Source organism: Streptococcus suis, from assembly GCF_019794615.1.
Taxonomy (GTDB): domain Bacteria; phylum Bacillota; class Bacilli; order Lactobacillales; family Streptococcaceae; genus Streptococcus; species Streptococcus suis_AI.
Genome location: NZ_JAIMDU010000020.1, coordinates 24,847 through 43,580, shown reverse-complemented (window position 1 = coordinate 43,580; position 18,734 = coordinate 24,847). Strand labels below are relative to the sequence as shown.

At 38.9% G+C, this 18,734-nt stretch carries 18 protein-coding genes; 15 read left to right on the top strand and 3 right to left on the bottom strand.

The genetic code is table 11. The features are described from left to right. Positions 1 to 126: 126 nt before the first annotated feature. The 4 genes from K6V43_RS06965 to K6V43_RS06950 all read left to right on the top strand — a co-directional run bounded on the left by K6V43_RS06965 (position 127) and on the right by K6V43_RS06950 (position 4,002). Entirely contained in the window at positions 127 to 549 is a 423-nt protein-coding gene (locus tag K6V43_RS06965) for a hypothetical protein (RefSeq protein WP_024403837.1), read from the top strand. 112 nt (positions 550 to 661) lie between these two features. Next, positions 662 to 1,333 (top strand): response regulator transcription factor, encoded by a 672-nt coding sequence (locus tag K6V43_RS06960; protein WP_024403838.1) that lies wholly within the window; start codon positions 662 to 664, stop codon positions 1,331 to 1,333. Then, positions 1,326 to 2,699 (top strand): sensor histidine kinase, encoded by a 1,374-nt coding sequence (locus tag K6V43_RS06955; RefSeq protein WP_222382414.1) that lies wholly within the window; start codon positions 1,326 to 1,328, stop codon positions 2,697 to 2,699. Before K6V43_RS06960 ends, K6V43_RS06955 begins: the two co-directional genes overlap by 8 nt. 85 nt (positions 2,700 to 2,784) lie before the next feature. After that, entirely contained in the window at positions 2,785 to 4,002 is a 1,218-nt protein-coding gene (locus K6V43_RS06950) for a transglutaminase domain-containing protein (RefSeq protein ID WP_222382413.1), read from the top strand. Positions 4,003 to 4,035: 33 nt separating this feature from the next. On the opposite strand, the gene rpsT is transcribed toward K6V43_RS06950, so the two are convergent. After that, positions 4,036 to 4,284 carry a 30S ribosomal protein S20 gene (gene rpsT, locus K6V43_RS06945; protein ID WP_012027069.1) on the bottom strand — a complete coding sequence of 83 codons (249 nt, stop codon included), beginning with the start codon at positions 4,282 to 4,284 and terminating at the stop codon, positions 4,036 to 4,038. A 58-nt stretch (positions 4,285 to 4,342) separates the two neighbouring features. Then, on the bottom strand, positions 4,343 to 5,263 hold the full coding sequence (gene coaA / locus K6V43_RS06940) for a type I pantothenate kinase (protein ID WP_024392089.1): 921 nt from the start codon (positions 5,261 to 5,263) through the stop codon (positions 4,343 to 4,345). 74 nt (positions 5,264 to 5,337) lie between these two features. Here coaA and K6V43_RS06935 point away from each other — a divergent pair, with 74 nt between their 5' ends. The 9 genes from K6V43_RS06935 to K6V43_RS06895 all read left to right on the top strand — a co-directional run bounded on the left by K6V43_RS06935 (position 5,338) and on the right by K6V43_RS06895 (position 14,054). Further along, positions 5,338 to 5,928: a class I SAM-dependent methyltransferase gene (locus K6V43_RS06935; protein WP_222382412.1), complete on the top strand. Its 591-nt coding sequence runs from the start codon at positions 5,338 to 5,340 to the stop codon at positions 5,926 to 5,928. Beyond that, complete coding sequence (locus tag K6V43_RS06930; protein WP_222382411.1) at positions 5,925 to 7,202, top strand: pyrimidine-nucleoside phosphorylase; 1,278 nt, start codon at positions 5,925 to 5,927, stop codon at positions 7,200 to 7,202. The genes K6V43_RS06935 and K6V43_RS06930 overlap by 4 nt, the downstream gene beginning before the upstream one ends. Before the next feature lie 15 nt (positions 7,203 to 7,217). Next, on the top strand, positions 7,218 to 7,880 hold the full coding sequence (gene deoC, locus K6V43_RS06925; protein WP_024392092.1) for a deoxyribose-phosphate aldolase: 663 nt from the start codon (positions 7,218 to 7,220) through the stop codon (positions 7,878 to 7,880). Next, positions 7,867 to 8,256 carry a cytidine deaminase gene (locus K6V43_RS06920; protein ID WP_172018666.1) on the top strand — a complete coding sequence of 130 codons (390 nt, stop codon included), beginning with the start codon at positions 7,867 to 7,869 and terminating at the stop codon, positions 8,254 to 8,256. Before deoC ends, K6V43_RS06920 begins: the two co-directional genes overlap by 14 nt. 81 nt (positions 8,257 to 8,337) lie before the next feature. After that, a complete protein-coding gene (locus tag K6V43_RS06915; RefSeq protein WP_222382410.1) occupies positions 8,338 to 9,399 on the top strand; it encodes a BMP family lipoprotein in 1,062 nt (353 codons plus the stop codon). A 216-nt stretch (positions 9,400 to 9,615) separates the two neighbouring features. Next, a complete protein-coding gene (locus tag K6V43_RS06910; protein ID WP_172018658.1) occupies positions 9,616 to 11,151 on the top strand; it encodes an ABC transporter ATP-binding protein in 1,536 nt (511 codons plus the stop codon). Then, positions 11,144 to 12,205: an ABC transporter permease gene (locus K6V43_RS06905; protein WP_222382409.1), complete on the top strand. Its 1,062-nt coding sequence runs from the start codon at positions 11,144 to 11,146 to the stop codon at positions 12,203 to 12,205. The genes K6V43_RS06910 and K6V43_RS06905 overlap by 8 nt, the downstream gene beginning before the upstream one ends. A gap of 1 nt (position 12,206) precedes the next feature. Beyond that, positions 12,207 to 13,160, top strand: coding sequence for an ABC transporter permease (locus K6V43_RS06900; protein ID WP_024392097.1), 954 nt, complete (start codon positions 12,207 to 12,209; stop codon positions 13,158 to 13,160). Positions 13,161 to 13,523: 363 nt separating this feature from the next. After that, positions 13,524 to 14,054, top strand: coding sequence for a dihydrofolate reductase family protein (locus K6V43_RS06895; RefSeq protein ID WP_222382408.1), 531 nt, complete (start codon positions 13,524 to 13,526; stop codon positions 14,052 to 14,054). 204 nt (positions 14,055 to 14,258) lie between these two features. On the opposite strand, the gene K6V43_RS06890 is transcribed toward K6V43_RS06895, so the two are convergent. After that, the gene (locus K6V43_RS06890) at positions 14,259 to 15,242 is read right to left on the bottom strand and encodes an L-lactate dehydrogenase (RefSeq protein ID WP_024392099.1); all 984 of its coding nucleotides are present in this window, start codon (positions 15,240 to 15,242) and stop codon (positions 14,259 to 14,261) included. Positions 15,243 to 15,432: 190 nt separating this feature from the next. On the opposite strand from K6V43_RS06890, the gene gyrA reads away from it, so the two are divergent. Together gyrA and K6V43_RS06880 are read left to right on the top strand one after the other, a co-directional pair. Beyond that, complete coding sequence (gyrA, locus tag K6V43_RS06885) at positions 15,433 to 17,877, top strand: DNA gyrase subunit A (protein ID WP_222382407.1); 2,445 nt, start codon at positions 15,433 to 15,435, stop codon at positions 17,875 to 17,877. Between the two features lie 3 nt (positions 17,878 to 17,880). Next, the gene (locus K6V43_RS06880; protein WP_222382406.1) at positions 17,881 to 18,630 is read left to right on the top strand and encodes a class A sortase; all 750 of its coding nucleotides are present in this window, start codon (positions 17,881 to 17,883) and stop codon (positions 18,628 to 18,630) included. Positions 18,631 to 18,734: the final 104 nt, after the last annotated feature.

Below are 18,734 nucleotides of genomic sequence, written 5' to 3'. Positions count from 1 at the left end.
TTGCCATGGAAGGAAAAAATTAAAAGAGCATGTAAATAGAAAAAGGTTCCAGAGTCGACAGGACTTTGGAGCCTTTTTCAATATACTTTGTTATTGGGCGCTTACAATCAAAATATGAGGTAATGTATGTCACTCTTAAGTAAATTAAAAGAACAGCCACTAATTTTATTGGCGACTGTGGGGATTTCAGCAGCTACAATAGGTTTTGCCGGTGGAATGAGCATTAACCGAACCACTAGCTCAGTTGTTAATCAGAGCCAGGCTACTACGTCAGAAAATCAGAATGGAGCAACTGACCAAGCTCCTGGAAGTTTTGATCCTAATCAAATGCCAAGCGGAAAAGGACAAGGTGGGGCTGGACAGGGAATGCCACCTGGCCGAGGGGGCCAAGGTATGACTCCGCCTGATGCAACGAGTGGGGCTTCGCAGTCGGATTCTACAACTACGGATGAGAATTCTTCGTCTTCTGATGAAGTGAATGCATTGAAACAACGAAATCAAGAAATTAAATCTCAGATAGAAAGTGACTCTAGTTCGACGGAAGAATAGGTCAATTAATTCTTGTTTTTTTCATTCCATGGTATAATGAACTTGGAAGAGAAAAAATAGCTTGGAATCTTTTCTAGTCTAACGACTAGCTCATGGAGCAAAGGAGAAATGAATGATTAAGATATTATTGGTTGAAGACGATTTGAGCCTTTCCAATTCAGTCTTTGATTTTTTAGATGATTTTGCAGATGTTATGCAAGTTTTTGATGGTGAAGAAGGAATCTATGAAGCAGAAACTGGGGTTTATGACTTAATTCTTTTAGATTTAATGTTACCTGAAAAGGATGGATTCCAAGTTTTAAAAGAACTCCGTGAAAAAGGTGTCACAACTCCAGTTCTGATTACGACTGCCAAGGAAGGCCTAGAGGATAAAGGGCATGGTTTTGAGTTAGGTGCGGATGATTACCTTACAAAACCATTCTACTTGGAAGAATTAAAAATGCGAATCCAAGCATTATTGAAACGTGCTGGAAAATTTAATGAAAATACACTTACGTTTGGAGATGTAACTGTTGATTTATCTACTAACACAACTACAGTTAATGGACAGGAAGTTGAGCTTCTCGGAAAAGAGTTTGATTTATTAGTATATTTCTTACAAAATCAAAATGTCATTCTTCCTAAAACACAGATTTTCGACCGTATTTGGGGATTTGATAGTGATACAACTATTTCTGTAGTGGAAGTGTATGTTTCTAAAATTCGGAAAAAATTGAAAGGAACCGCATTTGGAGAAAATCTTCAAACTCTTCGTAGTGTCGGTTACATTTTGAAGAATGCCTAAACGTTTTAAAAAATTTATTTCAACGGATAAATTTTCCTTCTTTATTCGCTATTTCGCAGTATTTACCCTTATCTTTGGTTTGATGACTGCAATTATTTTCCAATTGATGCGTTCAACCATGTATCAGACTTCAGACGATACATTAGCCCGAATTAAGGATGCACCGGCACTAGTAGTTGGCTTTGCGGTTGCAAGAACCTATGAACCCAATTCGGAATTTATTGTTCAAGATGATAATATAACCGATGGGAGTGGAACTACAACTTCCGATTCTTCATCTCCAAACACCCCAAAGAATCAAAAAGACGATCAGCTGAAACTTGGTTTTAATACGCATGTCTTGCTATATTCAAAAGATGGTCAAGTAGTTAATCCTGATACGTTTACTGGTTTAACTGATTTATCTTTAGACAAGAAAAATTTAGGGGAAATCAAGGAAGTATCGGTAGATTCTACATTCGGTAGTTCAGAAGATTACCGCTATGTTACTATTGAATTGGCGCCAGATGACCTTGGGTATTATTCTTCCTATGATATTAAATACGCGACAATTTTTGTGAACGTGAGTCAGATTAAATCATCTATAGAGACGTATGAAACTGCTGTAGCTATTGTCATGGTATCTGCTTGGCTTATTTCCATCTTGGCTAGTATCTATCTGTCAAATTTGAGTATGCGTCCTATCTTGATTAGCTATCAAAAACAAAAGGATTTCGTTGAGAATGCTAGTCATGAATTGAGAACGCCTTTAGCTGTGCTACAAAATCGTTTGGAAGGTCTTTTTAGACATCCAAATGCAACCATTTTGGAGAGTAGTGAGAGTATAGGATCAAGCCTAGAGGAAGTTCGTAATATGCGTATGTTAACTACGAATTTACTGAACTTAGCTCGTCGTGATGACGGTTTCAAATTAGATATAGTTGACGTTCCACCTAGCTATTTTGATGAAATCTTTGAAAATTACACGATGATTGCTGACGAAAATGGTAAAACAGTCACGGTTAATAATTTGATTCATCAACCAATTCGGACGGATAAGGTGTTGGTAAAGCAGCTTCTAACCATCCTATTTGATAATGCAATGAAGTATACCGAAGAAGATGGCGCTATACAAGTGACAGCTAATATCAAAGATAAGTTGGTTTTCTTTACGGTGGCGGACAATGGACTGGGAATCAGTGATAGTGATAAAAAGAAAATTTTCGATCGATTTTATCGTGTAGACAAGGCCCGTACTCGGAGCAAAGGTGGGTTTGGTCTCGGTTTATCCTTAGCCTTACAAATTTCCAATAGTTTGAAAGGCACAATCACTGTGCGGGATAATCAGCCTAAAGGAACTATTTTTGAGGTAAGATTACCAAGATAAAATCAGAAAATGATAGGAACGTGCCCTATCATTTTTTTGTCGGTTCGAAAGTATGATATACTAGGATGGAGGAGAGGAGTAGGTCGTGAAAAAGAAGAGTTACTTAATTATATTAATCATATTGGCTTGCACCCAGTTGACAGGCTGTTCATACTTTCCTCAAATGGAGGATTTTGGCAAGATAATCAGTGGAGAAGCAACACAAGAAGCTAAAGTCCTTGAAAATGAATTGCAAGAGATGAAGGAGCAAGTTGCTGATTATTTTTTTTATCAACAATTAGACACTGATGAGGAACGCCGGGTCTACCTCCAATTAGCTAATGGTTTGCGTACCTTCAAACAGCAGATTGCAATTGACAGGGTAGACGATGAGACCTATACACGTGCATTTTTCTCAGTAGCAAATGATTTCCCTGAGTATTACTGGATGACTGACGCAATGAGGGATGGCATTGATTATCAGGACCTTTCTGAGCCTGACTATCCGTTGCAGGTTGAAGAAGAAAGTGAAAAATTAGCAACTTTGGCACAATCCATCGTTAGCCAAGCTCCAAAAGATCATGTATACGATACTGTAAAATTCTTCTATGAATACATTATTCAGCATACGGATTATAATCTTGCTGCTTTGAGTGATAGTCAGATTAGTTGGAATAATCAATCCATAAAATCAGTTTTACTGGATAATAGCTCGGTGTGTGCAGGGTATAGCCGAACCTTTCAATATTTATGTAAGTTGGCTGGGATAGAAGCTGTCTATGTATCTGGTAATGTGACTGGAACAAATGGTGAAACTATTGAACACGCTTGGAATTTAGTGAAGATTGATCAGCAATACTATGGTGTAGATTCAACCTGGGGAGATCCAGTCTTTGAAGAAGCTATGGGGAGTCAAGCGCAATCTACTATTAGCTATGACTATCTATGTGTTCCAGATTCCATTTTGTATAGAAATAGAGTTGCTGATGTGGACTTACTAAGTTATTGGGGAACAGAATATCCATATTCGGAGAGACCACTTGCCTATCCTTCTTGTACTGACAACGGCTTAAATTATTACGTTCAGCAGGGTACTTATTTTGAGAATTTTGATGAGGAATTAATCGTTCAAACTGTTTCTAATCTATATCAGTCAGGTCAGCACCGGATTGCATGTCAATTTTCTAATCAAGCAGCCTTGGATCAAATGGTGGAATATGCAGCTTCGGGTACCAATCGACTATTTGAAGTATTGGGCTGGATTGAAACCTACCAATATCTGTACAATGAACAGACCTTAACATTTGAATTGGTAGTAGAATAGAAAAAAAGAAGTCCTTAATAGACTTCTTTTTTATTATGCAAGTTTTGATGCAAGACGTGCTTTGTCTCGGCTTGCTTTGTTTTTGTGAATCAAACCTTTAGTTTCTGCTTTATCGATTGCTGAGCTAGCAGCGCGGAAAAGCTCTTCAGATGGGTTAGCTTCAAATGCTTTAATTGCAGTACGCATAGCTGATTTCTGTGCTGAGTTTTTTTCGTTTTGTTTAACGTTCAATTCAGCGCGTTTGATAGCTGACTTAATGTTTGCCAATGGTTTCACCTCCACCCTTTCTTGTACTAACTATACCATTATATATGAAAAGACTGCATTTGACAAGTGAAATTTATTTTTTTAAGTAAATTTCATCGATTTCGTGATTCAATCCTTTATGCAGGATAATATCTGCTCGGTTTCGTGTCGGTTCAATATACTTTTCTAGGTTGGCTAAGTTAATATCTTTCCAGATACGTTGAGCCATTTCAATGACTTCTGCAAATGGTAAATGTGTGAACCGATGGTAATAGTTTGTCGGATCTTTTTCGGCTAGTTTCAACAATTTTTGGAATCGTTCCAAGTACCAGGTTTCAATATTATCCACGTCAGCATCTACATAAATAGAAACATCAAAATAGTCGCTGACATACAATCGTTGGTTTTGAGGATTTTGGAATACATTGATGCCTTCCACAATGAGGAAATCAGGTGCTTCGATGGTTTGATAAGAATCCGGAACGATATCGTAAATTTCGTGTGAATAAGTTGGAATGCTAAAGGATTCGCCATTTTTTATAGTATCCAAAAAATTCAGCAACAGTTCCATATTGTAAGATTCAGGAAACCCTTTTTTGTCAAGAAGACCTTTTTCTTGAAGCTCTGCATTTGGATAAAGAAATCCATCTGTCGTAACCAACTCAACTTTTGCATGCCTAAATGTTTGGGAAAGTAATATTTGCAGAAGACGACTGGTTGTAGATTTTCCGACAGCAACACTACCAGATACACCAATGATAAAGGGTTGTTTTTCAATTTTCTTTTGTAAAAACAAACTTTTTGAAAAGGTCAAATCCGTGCGAGCTTTACGATAAATGCGAATGAGATTGATTAATGGTAAATAGACGTCAGATACTTCCTGGAGTTTTATATTATCATTGAAACTCTTTATGGAGTTTAGTTCTTCTTGCGTGAGTGGAGCTGTCGTATGGCGGTGAAGTTGTTGCCAGGTTTCTCTGCTAATGCGTTCAAAATTGATAAATTCATTTTTCATAGGCCTATTGTAGCACGATTATGAATTTAAGTAAAATTCTTGTAAACGTTTTTAGGAAATGTTATAATGAATATATGTCAAATATGTATTACGAGAAAAATCCAAGTACAGCACATGATATTCATGAACTTCGTGTTATTTTACTGGATACCCCAATGACATTCCAAACAGACGCAGGGGTATTTAGTAAGAAAATGATAGATTATGGAAGTCAGGTGCTTTTAAAGTCTCTTCATTTAGAAGAAGGGAAGTCTTTGCTTGACGTAGGTTGTGGCTATGGTCCGATTGGCTTAACACTTGCAAAGGTCTATCATGTTGACACTACAATGATAGATATCAATAACAGAGCCCTGGCATTGGCTGAAAAAAATGCTACACTAAACAATGTTGCTGTCGACATTTTCCAATCCGATATCTATGAAAATGTGACAAAACAATTTGATTATATTGTTTCAAACCCTCCAATTCGCGCTGGTAAGGCGGTTGTTCACCAAGTGATTTCAGGAGCTAAGAATCATCTATACGAAAATGGCACGCTTACTATTGTGATTCAGAAAAAACAAGGTGCACCAAGTGCCAAGGCGAAGATGGAAGAGGTTTTTGGAAACTGTGAAATTATCAGGAAGGATAAAGGGTATTATATCCTTGAAAGTGTGAACAAATGAGAGCAGTTGACTTAATTCAAAAAAAAAGAGATGGTTTAGAATTATCGTCAGATGAGATCAAATGGTTGATTGACGGTTATGTAGCTGGAACTGTTCCAGATTACCAGATGTCTGCTCTTGCGATGGCTATTTACTTTAAGGGCATGTCAACACGTGAAATTTCAGATTTAACCATGTCTATGGTTGCAACGGGTGAACAGATTGATTTATCGGCCATTCCAGGTATAAAAGTGGATAAACATTCTACTGGTGGTGTTGGTGACAAGGTCACCTTGATTCTTGCCCCTCTGGTTGCTAGTTTTGGTGTTCCTGTGGCAAAAATGAGCGGTCGTGGTTTAGGTCATACTGGTGGTACACTAGACAAGTTAGAATCGATTAATGGTTTTCAGATTGAAGTTAGTCAAGAAGATTTTATTAAACAAGTCCAAGACACTGGTGTAGCAGTCATTGGCCAATCTGACAATCTTGTTAAAGCAGACAAATTACTCTACGCTCTTCGGGATGTCACTGCCACAGTTGATATTATTCCTTTAATTGCAAGTTCTGTCATGTCTAAAAAAATTGCAGCAGGTGCAGATGCGATTCTTCTAGATGTCACTGTTGGTGAGGGTGCCTTTATGAAGACTGTGGAAGATGCGCGTGTTCTTGCACAAACCATGGTTGATTTAGGGAAAGCTGTTGGTCGTAAAACAGTCGCTGTTCTGACAGACATGTCACAACCAGTAGGGACTTCAATTGGTAATCGATTAGAAATTTTAGAAGCCCTTGAAATATTGCAAGGGCGAGGTCGCGAGGATGTAACCGAATTCATTTGTGAATTAGGACATATCATGTTAGGTCTTGCGAATGTTGAAAAAAGCGTTGAAGAAGTTAAACAGCATATTGATAACGGCCTCGCATTGAAGAAATTTGAGGAAATGGTGCTTGCACAGGGTGGTGATTTATCTGATCTATACCGCCCTGTAGAAGTGTCATACCAAGTTCCTGTTTACGCAGAGAAAGACGGTTATATCGTGGCTCTACCAGCATTAGAGTTTGGCTTATTCGCCATGAAACTTGGTGCAGGTCGCGCTGTAAAATCGGATCAATTGGATTACGAAACGGGAATTGTTTTCCATAAAAAAGTAGGTGAATCTGTTTCAGAAGGTGAACAGATTGCGACAATATATGCTAATGAAAATATTTCGGAAAATATGCTTACAAATTTTCAAAAAAATGTTAAAATAGATAAAGTAAGTGTAAAGACGAAAGAAATCATTGAAATAATTTATTAATGTACGGAGAAAAACATGAAATTGAATAAATATATTGATCATACAATCTTAAAACCAGAAACAACACAAGAACAGGTTGAAAAGATTCTTTCTGAAGCAAAAGAATATGATTTTGCTAGTGTCTGTGTAAATCCAACGTGGGTTTCATTGGCAGCAGAAAGCCTGAAAGACAGTGATGTTAAAGTTTGTACAGTAATCGGCTTCCCTTTGGGAGCAAATACATCTGCAGTTAAAGCCTTTGAAACTAAAGATGCTATTGCAAATGGTGCTGATGAGATTGATATGGTGATCAATGTCGGTGCTTTAAAATCAGGAAATGATGCCTTGGTTTTGGATGATATTAAAGCAGTTGTAGATGCTAGTGGAGATAAACTTGTTAAAGTAATCATCGAAACTTGCTTATTAACAGATGATGAGAAAGTGAGAGCTTGTCAATTGTCAAAAGAAGCTGGAGCTGATTATGTGAAGACTTCTACCGGTTTTTCAACTGGCGGTGCTACAGTTGCTGACGTCGCATTGATGAGAAAAACTGTGGGTCCAGACATGGGCGTTAAAGCTTCTGGTGGTGCACGTTCTTATGAAGATGCTATTGCCTTTATTGAAGCTGGAGCATCTCGAATTGGTGCATCGTCAGGTGTAGCAATTATGAACGGAGCACAGGCGGATGGAGACTACTAATTTAATAGAACTAGTTGTAGACAATAGCAAATATGCCTATGTGCCCTATTCACATTTTCCAGTCAGTGCTATTCTTGTTACAAAGACTGGGGAACTATATTCAGGTGTGAATATAGAAAATGCTAGTTTTGGGTTGACGAATTGTGCTGAGAGAACAGCGATTTTTAAAGCAATCTCCGAGGGAGTACGTGACTTCTCTGAAATTATTATTTATGGTGAAACAGAGAAGCCAATATCTCCTTGTGGAGCATGTCGTCAAGTTATGGCGGAATTTTTTGATAAGGATTTAAAAGTGACTCTTGTCGCTAAAGATAAATCGACAGTCGTGATGACAGTCGGGGAATTACTTCCATATTCCTTTACAGACTTATCTTAGTCTGTATGGCAGTCTAATGACTGTAGCAATTTCATTCTGCAACACAATAGTTGCAAAACGTTTTTTTAGGAGGGTTCAGAAATGAACAAGAAATTTGTTGGCCTTGGTCTAGCTTCAGTTGCAGCTCTTTCTTTAGCAGCTTGCGGAAGCCGTACTGTAAAGAATGATTCGTCATCATCTGATAGTGCTTCAAGCATTAAAGCAGCAATTGTTACTGATATCGGTGGTGTTGATGACCGTTCATTCAACCAATCTGCGTGGGAAGGTCTTCAAGAGTGGGGTAATGCAGCTGGTCTTTCTAAAGGTAATGGTTATGACTATTTCCAATCAGCTAATGAATCAGAATACATTACTAACCTTGATTCAGCAGTTTCAGGCGGTTACAACCTAGTATTTGGTATCGGTTTTGCATTGGAATCTGCGATTAAAGAAGTAGCTCCAAACAACCCAGATACTCACTATGTTATCGTGGATAGTGTTGTAGCTGACGAAGATAACGTAGTTAGCGTTGGTTTCGCCGACCATGAAGCTTCTTACCTTGCTGGTGTTGCGGCTGCTAAATCAACTAAAACGAAACAAGTTGGTTTTGTCGGTGGTATGAAAGGTGAAGTTATCGACCGTTTTGAAGCTGGTTTCGTAGCTGGTGTTAAATCTGTTGATGAATCAATCAAAATTGATATTCAATACGCTGGTTCATTTGGTGATGCTGCTAAAGGTCAAACTATCGCTGCTGCTCAATATGCTGCAGGTGCAGATATTATCTTCCACGCTTCAGGTGGTACTGGTAACGGTGTATTTGCCGCTGCTAAAGCTGAAAACGAAACTCGTAATGAAGCAGATAAAGTTTGGGTAATCGGTGTTGACCGTGACCAATCTGCAGAAGGTGCTTACACTTCTAAAGATGGTAAAGAATCTAATTTTGTATTGGCATCTACTTTGAAACAAGTTGGTGCAGCAGTAAAAGATATTGCTACAAAAGCTGAAAATGGTGAATTCCCTGGCAGTGAAATTGTTCGTTATACTCTTGCTGATAAAGGTGTAGAGTTGGCAGAAACAAACCTTTCTGACGAAGCATCAAAAGCTGTTGCTGACGCAAAACAAGCTATTCTTGATGGTAAAGTAGAAGTACCAGAAAAACCATAATTTTTATATTGATGAATTCCGAAAGGGCGACCACTCGGTCGCCCTTTTAGAAGCTGAGATTTTTCTCAGTAAAGCCTATCAAATTTGGTAGGTTTTACTGGTAAAAATGGTACAGTTAGCTGGAATGAACTTGCTAGAAACCCTATTATCTTAAATGGGAGGGGTGGTTGGCAGTCGGTTCAATCCGTTTAACTGTAATCAGAAAGGAACTAGATTATGACTAAGGATTATGTCATTGAGATGCGTAATATCACCAAAATATTTGGTGAGTTTGTTGCCAACGACCATATTAATTTGAATGTCAGACGTGGAGAAATTCACGCCCTTTTGGGTGAAAATGGTGCGGGTAAATCAACACTTATGAATATGCTTGCAGGCTTATTGGAGCCTACAAGTGGTGAGATTGTCATTAATGGTAAGGAAGTGAAAATTGATTCCCCTTCCAAAGCCGCACACTTGGGTATTGGGATGGTTCATCAACACTTTATGTTAGTGGATGCCTTTACTGTTGCTGAAAATATCATTTTAGGTAGCGAAACAACCAAAGCTGGTGTTATTGACCTTAAAAAGGCTATTGCAGAAATAAAAGAACTTTCAGCTCGCTACGGTCTTGAAGTAGATCCGACTGCAAAAGTTGCGGATATTTCTGTAGGTGCACAACAACGTGTGGAAATATTAAAAACACTGTATCGTGGTGCAGACTTACTAATTTTTGATGAACCGACTGCTGTACTTACTCCGGCAGAGATTGCAGAGCTCTTGAAGATTATGAAGACCTTAGTCTCAGAAGGCAAGTCAATTATTTTGATTACGCATAAATTGGATGAAATTCGTGCTGTTGCAGATAGTGTAACGGTTATTCGACGTGGTAAATCGATTCAAACTGTGGCAGTTGAAGGAGCAACTAACCAAGATTTGGCTGAATGGATGGTTGGGCGTTCTGTTTCTTTCAAGACAGAGAAAGTTGAATCCCATCCAAAAGAAGTTGTTCTTTCCATTAAAGATTTGGTTGTCAATGAAAACCGCGGTATCCCAGCAGTGAAAGGTTTATCTCTTGACGTACGTGCAGGGGAAATAGTGGGTATTGCAGGTATTGATGGCAATGGACAAAGTGAATTGATTCAAGCAATTACTGGACTTCGCAAAGTGAAGTCTGGTTCTATCACGATTAAAGGTGAGGAAGTGGTTGGTAAATCACCACGTAAGATCACTGAGATGCAAGTGAGCCACGTTCCTGAAGATCGTCACCGTGATGGTTTAGTGCTTCCGATGACCGTTGCTGAAAATATTGCTCTACAAACTTACTATAAAGAACCAAATTCTAAAAATGGTATTTTGAATTACACAGCGATTAATGAAAAGGCGCGTCAATTGATGCAAGAATTTGATGTGCGTGGTGCAAGTGAATTAGTTCCAGCAAAAGCTCTTTCAGGTGGTAACCAACAGAAAGCGATTATCGCAAGGGAAATCGATCGAAATCCTGATTTATTGATTGTCAGTCAACCAACACGTGGTTTGGATGTTGGCGCTATTGAATATATTCGTAAACGTCTTATTGCTGAACGGGATAAGGGGAAAGCAGTACTTGTTGTCAGCTTTGAATTGGATGAAATTTTGGATGTATCAGACCGTATTGCGGTCATCCACGATGGTGTCATTCATGGTATTGTTGATCCTGCTAAGACAAACAAACAAGAATTGGGTGTCTTGATGGCTGGTGGTCATATTGAGGAGGGAGAAGTACATGCTTAAGAAATATCAAACAATACTATTCCCATTGCTAGCGACAATCAGTGGTTTACTGCTTGGGGCAATTGTCATGTTCATTTTTGGATATGATCCGATTTGGGGATATGAAGAGTTATTCTATTCAGCTTTTGGGAACATCAAATCAATCGGTGAGATTTTCCGTGCAATGGCTCCTCTAATCTTTACTGCATTAGGATTTGCAGTTGCAAGTCGTGCAGGATTCTTCAACGTTGGTTTGTCTGGTCAAGCCTATGTCGGTTGGGTCTTTGCAGGTTGGTTTGCATTGTTAAATCCTGATTTACCACGACCAGTTTTGATTTTGGGGACAGTTGTGATTGCGATGGTAGCAGGTGGTATTGCTGGTGCAATTCCTGGTATCCTTCGTGCCTATCTCGGAACGAGTGAAGTTATTGTTACGATTATGATGAACTACATTATTCTCTATTCATGTAACTATATCATTCGTGATGTATTTTCAGAAAATTTGATGAAAAATACAGATTCTACAATTACCGTTTCTGCTAACGCCTCTTATCAAACAGAATGGTTGCGCGCGCTAACGAACAACTCACGGATGAATATTGGTATTTTCTTTGCCATTATTGCTGTCATAGTTATTTGGTTCTTAATGACAAAGACAACGCTTGGTTTTGAAATTCGTTCAGTAGGTCTTAACCCTACCGCCTCTAATTACGCAGGTATGTCAGCTAAACAAACAATCATTCTATCAATGGTTATTTCCGGTGCTTTAGCTGGACTTGGTGGTGCAATCCAAGGGTTGGGAACTTTCCAAAACGTTTATATTCAAAGTGGTAATTTAGATATTGGATTCAATGGTATGTCTGTTGCCTTACTGGCTTCGAACTCACCACTGGGAATTCCTTTTGCAGCCTTCTTATTTGGTACACTTTCTGTAGGTGCACCTGGTATGGTTCGTGCACAAATTCCACCAGAATTGATAAACGTTGTTACAGCATCCATTATTTTCTTCATTGGTGTGAAGTATATCTTTGAACTATTGTTGAATTCAAAAAAAGTAGCGAAAGGAGCTAAATAAGATGAACTTATCTATTTTAACCCTACTCATTTCGCAAATGCTCATTTATTCAGCACCATTGATTTTCACAAGTCTTGGAGGCGTATTCTCTGAGCGAAGTGGTATCGTAAACGTTGGTTTGGAAGGAATCATGGTTATTGGTGCCTTTGCTGGTGTTGTTTTCAACATTGAATTTGCTGAAACTTTTGGTAAAGCTACACCATTTTTAGCGATCATCGTTGGTGGTTTGGCTGGTGTTGTCTTTGCTGCTATCCATGCGATGGCCACTATTAACTTTAGAGCGGATCACGTGGTTTCTGGTACCGTATTGAACTTACTAGCACCTGCACTCGGAGTTTTCCTTGTTAAGGTCTTATATAATAAAGGACAAACTGATAGTATTCGTGAGTCTTTTGGTAAGTTCTCTTTCCCAGTATTGGCAGATATTCCTGTTATTGGTGATTTATTCTTTAAAAATACAAGTTTGATGGGTTATGTCGCTATCCTGACAGCATTTGCTTCTTGGTTTGTTTTGTATAAAACAAAATTTGGTTTGCGCCTTCGCTCTGTTGGTGAACACCCTCAAGCAGCTGATACCCTTGGTATCAATGTATACGCAATGCGTTATGCAGGTGTACTGATTGCAGGTTTCCTAGGCGGTGTTGGTGGTGCTGTAAGTGCCCAATCTGTTAATATCAACTTCTCGGCGACTACGATTGTTGGTTCTGGTTTCATTGCCTTGGCGGCAGTTATCTTCGGTAAATGGAACCCAATTGGTGCAATGCTTGCTAGTCTATTCTTCGGACTATCACAAAGTCTTGCGGTTATTGGTAGCCAATTGCCTGGTTTGAAAGATATTCCGTCAGTATATCTCCAAATCGCTCCATACTTGATTACAGTTATTGCACTTTCTGCCTTCTTTGGACAAGCAGTAGCGCCAAAAGCAGACGGTGTTAACTACATTAAATCTAAATAAGGTAGGTACACTCTCAATTTTGAGCTTGAAGATTGAAATTTATCAAACAGCCTTCATATTCAATGAAGCTAGTCGCATCCCACATGGGTGCGTGGATTGAAATCGCTGCAATCATGTGATTACCTCCTTAAATAATAGTTGCACCCAACACGGGTGCATGGATCGAGATAATCTAACAATAAAACGCATAAAATCAATGTTTTGAGAACATAATTTTATGCGTTTTTTCCATATGTAAAATAGCGGAACTGAGGTGAACATTTCTGACTTGATTGGTTTTATTCTTGGTAATACTATTTCTTCTTTTCATAGCTTCTTGTGGTATAATAATTTTTCAGTGAAAAGTAGAAATGAGGGAAACATATGAGAAGATTAGTATTAAATATTGCGATGAGTCTGGATGGTTTTATTGCTAGAAAAGATGGAAGTTATGATTGGATTGAAGGACATGGTACAAATCAATATGATACCGCCTTGCAGTTTGACAATCCTTTATTTTTTCAGAAATGTGATACTGTTATTATGGGTCGTAAATCTTTAGATGATTGCCCCTTAGAGATGATTGAGGGCTATCAAGAGAAGCAATTTCTCGTGGCTAGCCATGCTGACAAATCAGACTATGAAAATGTTCGTTTTGTCAAAGACATTCTTTCCGAAATTGAGCGCTTACGAAATGATGAAGGGGGAGATATCTGGTTGTTTGGTGGCGCATCCCTTGTTCAAGAATGCTTGAAAGCTGGGGTCGTTGATCATTTTATCATCGGCATCATCCCTACCATTTTAGGAGATGGAATTCCCTTATTCCAACAATTGCCTGAGGAACAAAAATTAACATTAGTTGAATCAACTGTAACTGATGGAATTGCGATGTTGAGATATGATCGAAGAAACTAAAATGAATTAGTTTTCAGACAAGGAACTGAGCTGCAGATAGTTAGAATAGCTTAAAGGCTGTTCTAGATTTGAAATTAGACTTACATAACAAGTCACTTTCGTTGAGTTAGGCGTGCCGAAAGTGACGATATATCAAAGCTAATTCAAATGGATATAAAAAAGGTGGCCTAAGCGACTCACCTTTTTTGCTATTTAAAAATAGAATTAGTTTTTAACACCAGCAGCGATTTCTGGGTTAGCAAAAGCATCGTCAATGATGTCTTTCAATTGGGCAGCAGATGCTTGCATTTTTTGCAATTCAGCTTCGCTCAATGGAATGTTAACTGGACGAACGATACCATGTGCACCGATGATAGCTGGTTGACCGATGAAGACATCTTCAACGCCTTCGTATTGACCAGCTTGGTAAACTGACAATGGAAGTACTGCATTTTCATCGTCAAAGATAGCTTTTGTGATACGTGCAAGTGCAGCACCGATACCATAATATGTAGCACCTTTTTTATTGATGATTGAGTAAGCTGCATCGCGTACAGATACGAACAAGTCTACAAGACCTTGCTCATCAATATCGCGGTTATCTTGCAACCAGTCATACAATTTCACACCAGCAACGTTTGCATGTGACCAAACAGCAAACTCAGAGTCACCGTGTTCACCCATGATGTAAGCATGAACTGAACGAGCGTCAATTCCGATTTTTTCAGCCAATGCTTGACGGAAACGAGCTGAGTCAAGAGAAGTACCAGAACCGATGACACGTTCTTTAGGGAAACCAGAGAATTTCCAAGTTGAGTAAGTAAGAACGTCAACTGGGTTAGCAGCAACAAGGAAAATACCATTGAAGCCAGATTTAACAATTTCAGATACGATTTGTTGGTTGATACGAAGGTTTTTCTCAACCAATTCAAGACGAGTTTCACCTGGTTTTTGTGGCAAACCAGCTGTCAATACAACAAGATCTGCATCATGAGCATCAGAATAATCTGCTGAATAAATTTTCTTAGGTGAAGTGAAGGCCAAAGCGTGGCTCAAATCCTCTGCGTCACCTTGTGTACGGTCTTTATTGATATCTACGATACCCAATTCTTGACCAATACCTTGGTTTACAAGGGCATATGCATAAGCAGAACCTACGGCACCATCACCGACAAGGATCACTTTTTTGTGTTGTTTAGTTGCAGTCATTATCTAAACATCTCCTTAGTTTTATTTAGGGATAGCTATCCCAACCACTAACCATTCTAGCATTTTTTCAGACCTTTGTCACTAAAGAAAGATCGTTTGAAAATGTTTACATAGTGATTTCAAAAGAAGAAAACGTTTGAAAAATATGGTATAATAGTAGTATTAACGACAGTTGAAATGAGGCATATTAATGCAAGACAAAAATTTAGTTACGGTAAATTTGACTAATGAGATGAAGACCTCTTTCATCGATTATGCCATGAGTGTAATCGTTGCACGCGCTCTTCCTGATGTACGTGATGGTCTTAAGCCAGTACACCGACGCATTCTTTATGGAATGAACGAACTTGGTATTACTCCAGATAAGCCACATAAAAAATCTGCACGTATCACTGGTGATGTAATGGGTAAATACCACCCACATGGTGATAGTGCTATTTATGAGGCAATGGTCCGTATGGCTCAATGGTGGAGCTATCGTCACATGCTGGTTGATGGTCATGGTAACTTTGGTTCCATGGACGGTGATGGTGCTGCTGCCCAGCGGTATACTGAGGCGCGCATGAGCAAGATTGCTCTTGAAATGTTGCGTGATATCAATAAAAACACGGTTGATTTTGCGGATAACTATGACTCGAGCGAGCGTGAGCCAGAAGTTCTTCCAGCTCGTTTCCCTAATCTATTGGTGAACGGGACTACTGGTATTGCGGTTGGTATGGCAACAAACATTCCTCCGCACAACTTGGGTGAAACCATTGATGCTGTTAAGCTCTTGATGGATAATCCTGATGTAACAACGCGTGAAATTATGGAAGTCCTACCTGGGCCAGACTTTCCAACAGGAGCTCTGGTTATGGGGAAATCTGGAATTCACCGTGCTTATGAAACTGGTAAAGGCTCAATTGTTCTTCGTTCTCGTACTGAAATCGAAGAATATGGAAACGGACGTGAACGTATCGTTGTTACTGAATTTCCATATATGGTCAATAAGTCCAAGGTTCAAGAGCATATTGTTAAATTGGTTCAAGAAAAACGTATTGAAGGCATTACGGCTGTTCGAGACGAATCTAACCGTGAAGGGGTTCGCTTTGTAATTGAAGTGCGTCGAGATGCCTCCGCTAATGTTATTTTGAACAATCTCTTTAAACAGACGCAAATGCAAACCAACTTTAGTTTCAATATGTTGGCTATTCAGAATGGGGTACCGAAGATTCTTTCTGTACGTCAAATTTTAGAGTCTTACATTGAACACCAAAAAGAAGTTGTTACACGTCGCACTCAATTTGATAAGGAAAAAGCAGAAGCACGCGCTCATATTTTAGAAGGCTTGCTGATTGCTCTGGACCATATTGATGAAGTCATACGTATCATTCGTAATTCAGAAACGGATGCACTTGCTCAAGCTGAATTAATGGAACGTTTTGACTTGTCCGAACGACAAAGTCAGGCTATCTTGGATATGCGTCTGCGTCGTTTGACCGGATTGGAACGTGATAAAATCCAGTCAGAGTATGACGAATTGGTTGCTTTGATTGCTGATTTAACAGATATTTTGGCAAAACCTGAACGTGTTGTCTTGATCATCAAAGAAGAACTAGAAGAAGTAAAACGCAAATATGCTGACCCACGTCGTACTGAATTGATGGTTGGTGAAGTCCTTTCCTTGGAGGATGAGGATCTTATTGAGGAAGCAGATGTATTGATTACCTTATCCAACCAAGGCTATATCAAACGGTTGGCACAAGATGAATTCCAAGCTCAAAAACGTGGCGGACGTGGAGTCCAAGGTACAGGTGTGAAAGATGATGACTTCGTTCGCGAACTCGTATCAACCAGTACCCATGATCACCTGCTTTTCTTTACCAATAAGGGACGCGTATATCGTCTCAAGGGCTATGAAATTCCTGAATATGGTCGAACTGCTAAAGGTCTTCCAGTTGTCAACTTATTGAAACTGGAAGAAAATGAGTCTATTCAGACCATTATCAATGTGACGAAGGATCAGACAGCGGATCACTATCTTTTCTTTGCAACGCGTCAAGGGATTGTTAAACGTACAAATGTAAGTGAATTCTCCAATATTCGACAAAACGGTCTTAAGGCCTTGAATTTGAAAGATGATGACGAACTAATCAATGTTTTCCTTACTGATGGTCAAGCTGATGTTATTATGGGAACAAAATTTGGCTACTCTGTTCGATTTGCAGAAACAGATGTTCGAAACATGGGCCGTACCGCAACAGGTGTACGTGGAATAAAACTCCGTGAAGGAGATCATTTAGTTGGTGCGACCATTGTATCTGATGATCAGGAAGTGTTAGTCCTTTCAGAAAATGGTTATGGAAAACGTACACCAGCATCTGAATATCCAACGAAAGGCCGTGGTGGTAAAGGTATCATCACTCTGAAAGTAGCTGAAAAGAACGGACCACTTGCTGGTTTAACAACAGTACAGGGCGATGAAGATATTATGGTTATTACGGATACAGGAGTTATCATCCGTACAAGTATAGCTAATATCTCACAAACCGGTCGTTCAACAATGGGTGTTAAAGTCATGCGACTAGATGAAGAAGCAAAAATTATGACCTTTGCCTTAGTTGATGCAGCGGAAGAGAAAGAGGATGAGGAGTAGAACATGACGAAACGTTCACAAACTAAAAAAAATAAGGGGAGATTGTGGAGAAACCTATTAGCCTTTGTTCTCATTATTATTTCCTTAGCTTTGATTTTTAATACCTCAATCAGAAATATGATTATTGGCTGGAATTCCAATAAATATCAAATTGCAAATGTTACTACCGAGGAGATAGAAAAGAACAAGCAAGCAGAGTCTACATTTGACTTTGAACAAGTTCAAGCAGTTTCGACTGAAGCCATACTTCAAGCTCAATGGGAAGCGCAGCAACTGCCAGTCATCGGAGGGATTGCAGTTCCAGATTTGGGAATTAATCTCCCCATCTTTAAAGGTGTTGGAAACACATCTTTAATGTATGGTGCTGGAACAATGAAGGAAACACAAGAAATGGGGAAAGGAAACTATGCCCTAGCTAGTCACCATATTTTTGGTGTAACTGGTGCGGCGGATGTCCTCTTCTCTCCTTTGGACCGTGCTCAAAATGGGATGAAAATCTATATCACGGATAAAAGCAATGTATATACTTATGTGATTGATAGTGTAGAGATTGTTTCACCTGAAAGTGTCTATGTTATTGATGATGTTGAGGGTAGAACGGAAGTTACTTTGGTAACTTGTACAGACTATTATGCAACAGAACGGATCATTGTAAAAGGAGTTTTAGAATCATCTACACCATATGCAGATGCTTCAGAAGAAATACAAAAGGCTTTCTCTCAAGGTTATAATCAGTATGATTATGGTCAGTAAGTTAGGCAATTTTATACGAGATATTTTCTAATAATTTCGATTTACTGTAAAATTTTTTAAGAAAGTGAGGCTGGGAAAAATGCCCAGGACCACTACTCAGAGTT

Excerpts from the sequence above, each read along its gene's own strand:
- K6V43_RS06965 (WP_024403837.1), top strand. The coding sequence starts at position 127 with ATGTCACTCTTAAGTAAATTAAAAGAACAGCCACTAATTTTATTGGCG.
- K6V43_RS06960 (WP_024403838.1), top strand. The coding sequence starts at position 662 with ATGATTAAGATATTATTGGTTGAAGACGATTTGAGCCTTTCCAATTCA.
- K6V43_RS06955 (WP_222382414.1), top strand. The coding sequence starts at position 1,326 with ATGCCTAAACGTTTTAAAAAATTTATTTCAACGGATAAATTTTCCTTC.
- coaA (WP_024392089.1), bottom strand. The coding sequence starts at position 5,263 with ATGAAAAATGAATTTATCAATTTTGAACGCATTAGCAGAGAAACCTGG.
- K6V43_RS06935 (WP_222382412.1), top strand. The coding sequence starts at position 5,338 with ATGTCAAATATGTATTACGAGAAAAATCCAAGTACAGCACATGATATT.
- K6V43_RS06930 (WP_222382411.1), top strand. The coding sequence starts at position 5,925 with ATGAGAGCAGTTGACTTAATTCAAAAAAAAAGAGATGGTTTAGAATTA.
- deoC (WP_024392092.1), top strand. The coding sequence starts at position 7,218 with ATGAAATTGAATAAATATATTGATCATACAATCTTAAAACCAGAAACA.
- K6V43_RS06920 (WP_172018666.1), top strand. The coding sequence starts at position 7,867 with ATGGAGACTACTAATTTAATAGAACTAGTTGTAGACAATAGCAAATAT.
- K6V43_RS06915 (WP_222382410.1), top strand. The coding sequence starts at position 8,338 with ATGAACAAGAAATTTGTTGGCCTTGGTCTAGCTTCAGTTGCAGCTCTT.
- K6V43_RS06910 (WP_172018658.1), top strand. The coding sequence starts at position 9,616 with ATGACTAAGGATTATGTCATTGAGATGCGTAATATCACCAAAATATTT.
- K6V43_RS06905 (WP_222382409.1), top strand. The coding sequence starts at position 11,144 with ATGCTTAAGAAATATCAAACAATACTATTCCCATTGCTAGCGACAATC.
- K6V43_RS06900 (WP_024392097.1), top strand. The coding sequence starts at position 12,207 with ATGAACTTATCTATTTTAACCCTACTCATTTCGCAAATGCTCATTTAT.
- K6V43_RS06895 (WP_222382408.1), top strand. The coding sequence starts at position 13,524 with ATGAGAAGATTAGTATTAAATATTGCGATGAGTCTGGATGGTTTTATT.
- K6V43_RS06890 (WP_024392099.1), bottom strand. The coding sequence starts at position 15,242 with ATGACTGCAACTAAACAACACAAAAAAGTGATCCTTGTCGGTGATGGT.
- gyrA (WP_222382407.1), top strand. The coding sequence starts at position 15,433 with ATGCAAGACAAAAATTTAGTTACGGTAAATTTGACTAATGAGATGAAG.
- K6V43_RS06880 (WP_222382406.1), top strand. The coding sequence starts at position 17,881 with ATGACGAAACGTTCACAAACTAAAAAAAATAAGGGGAGATTGTGGAGA.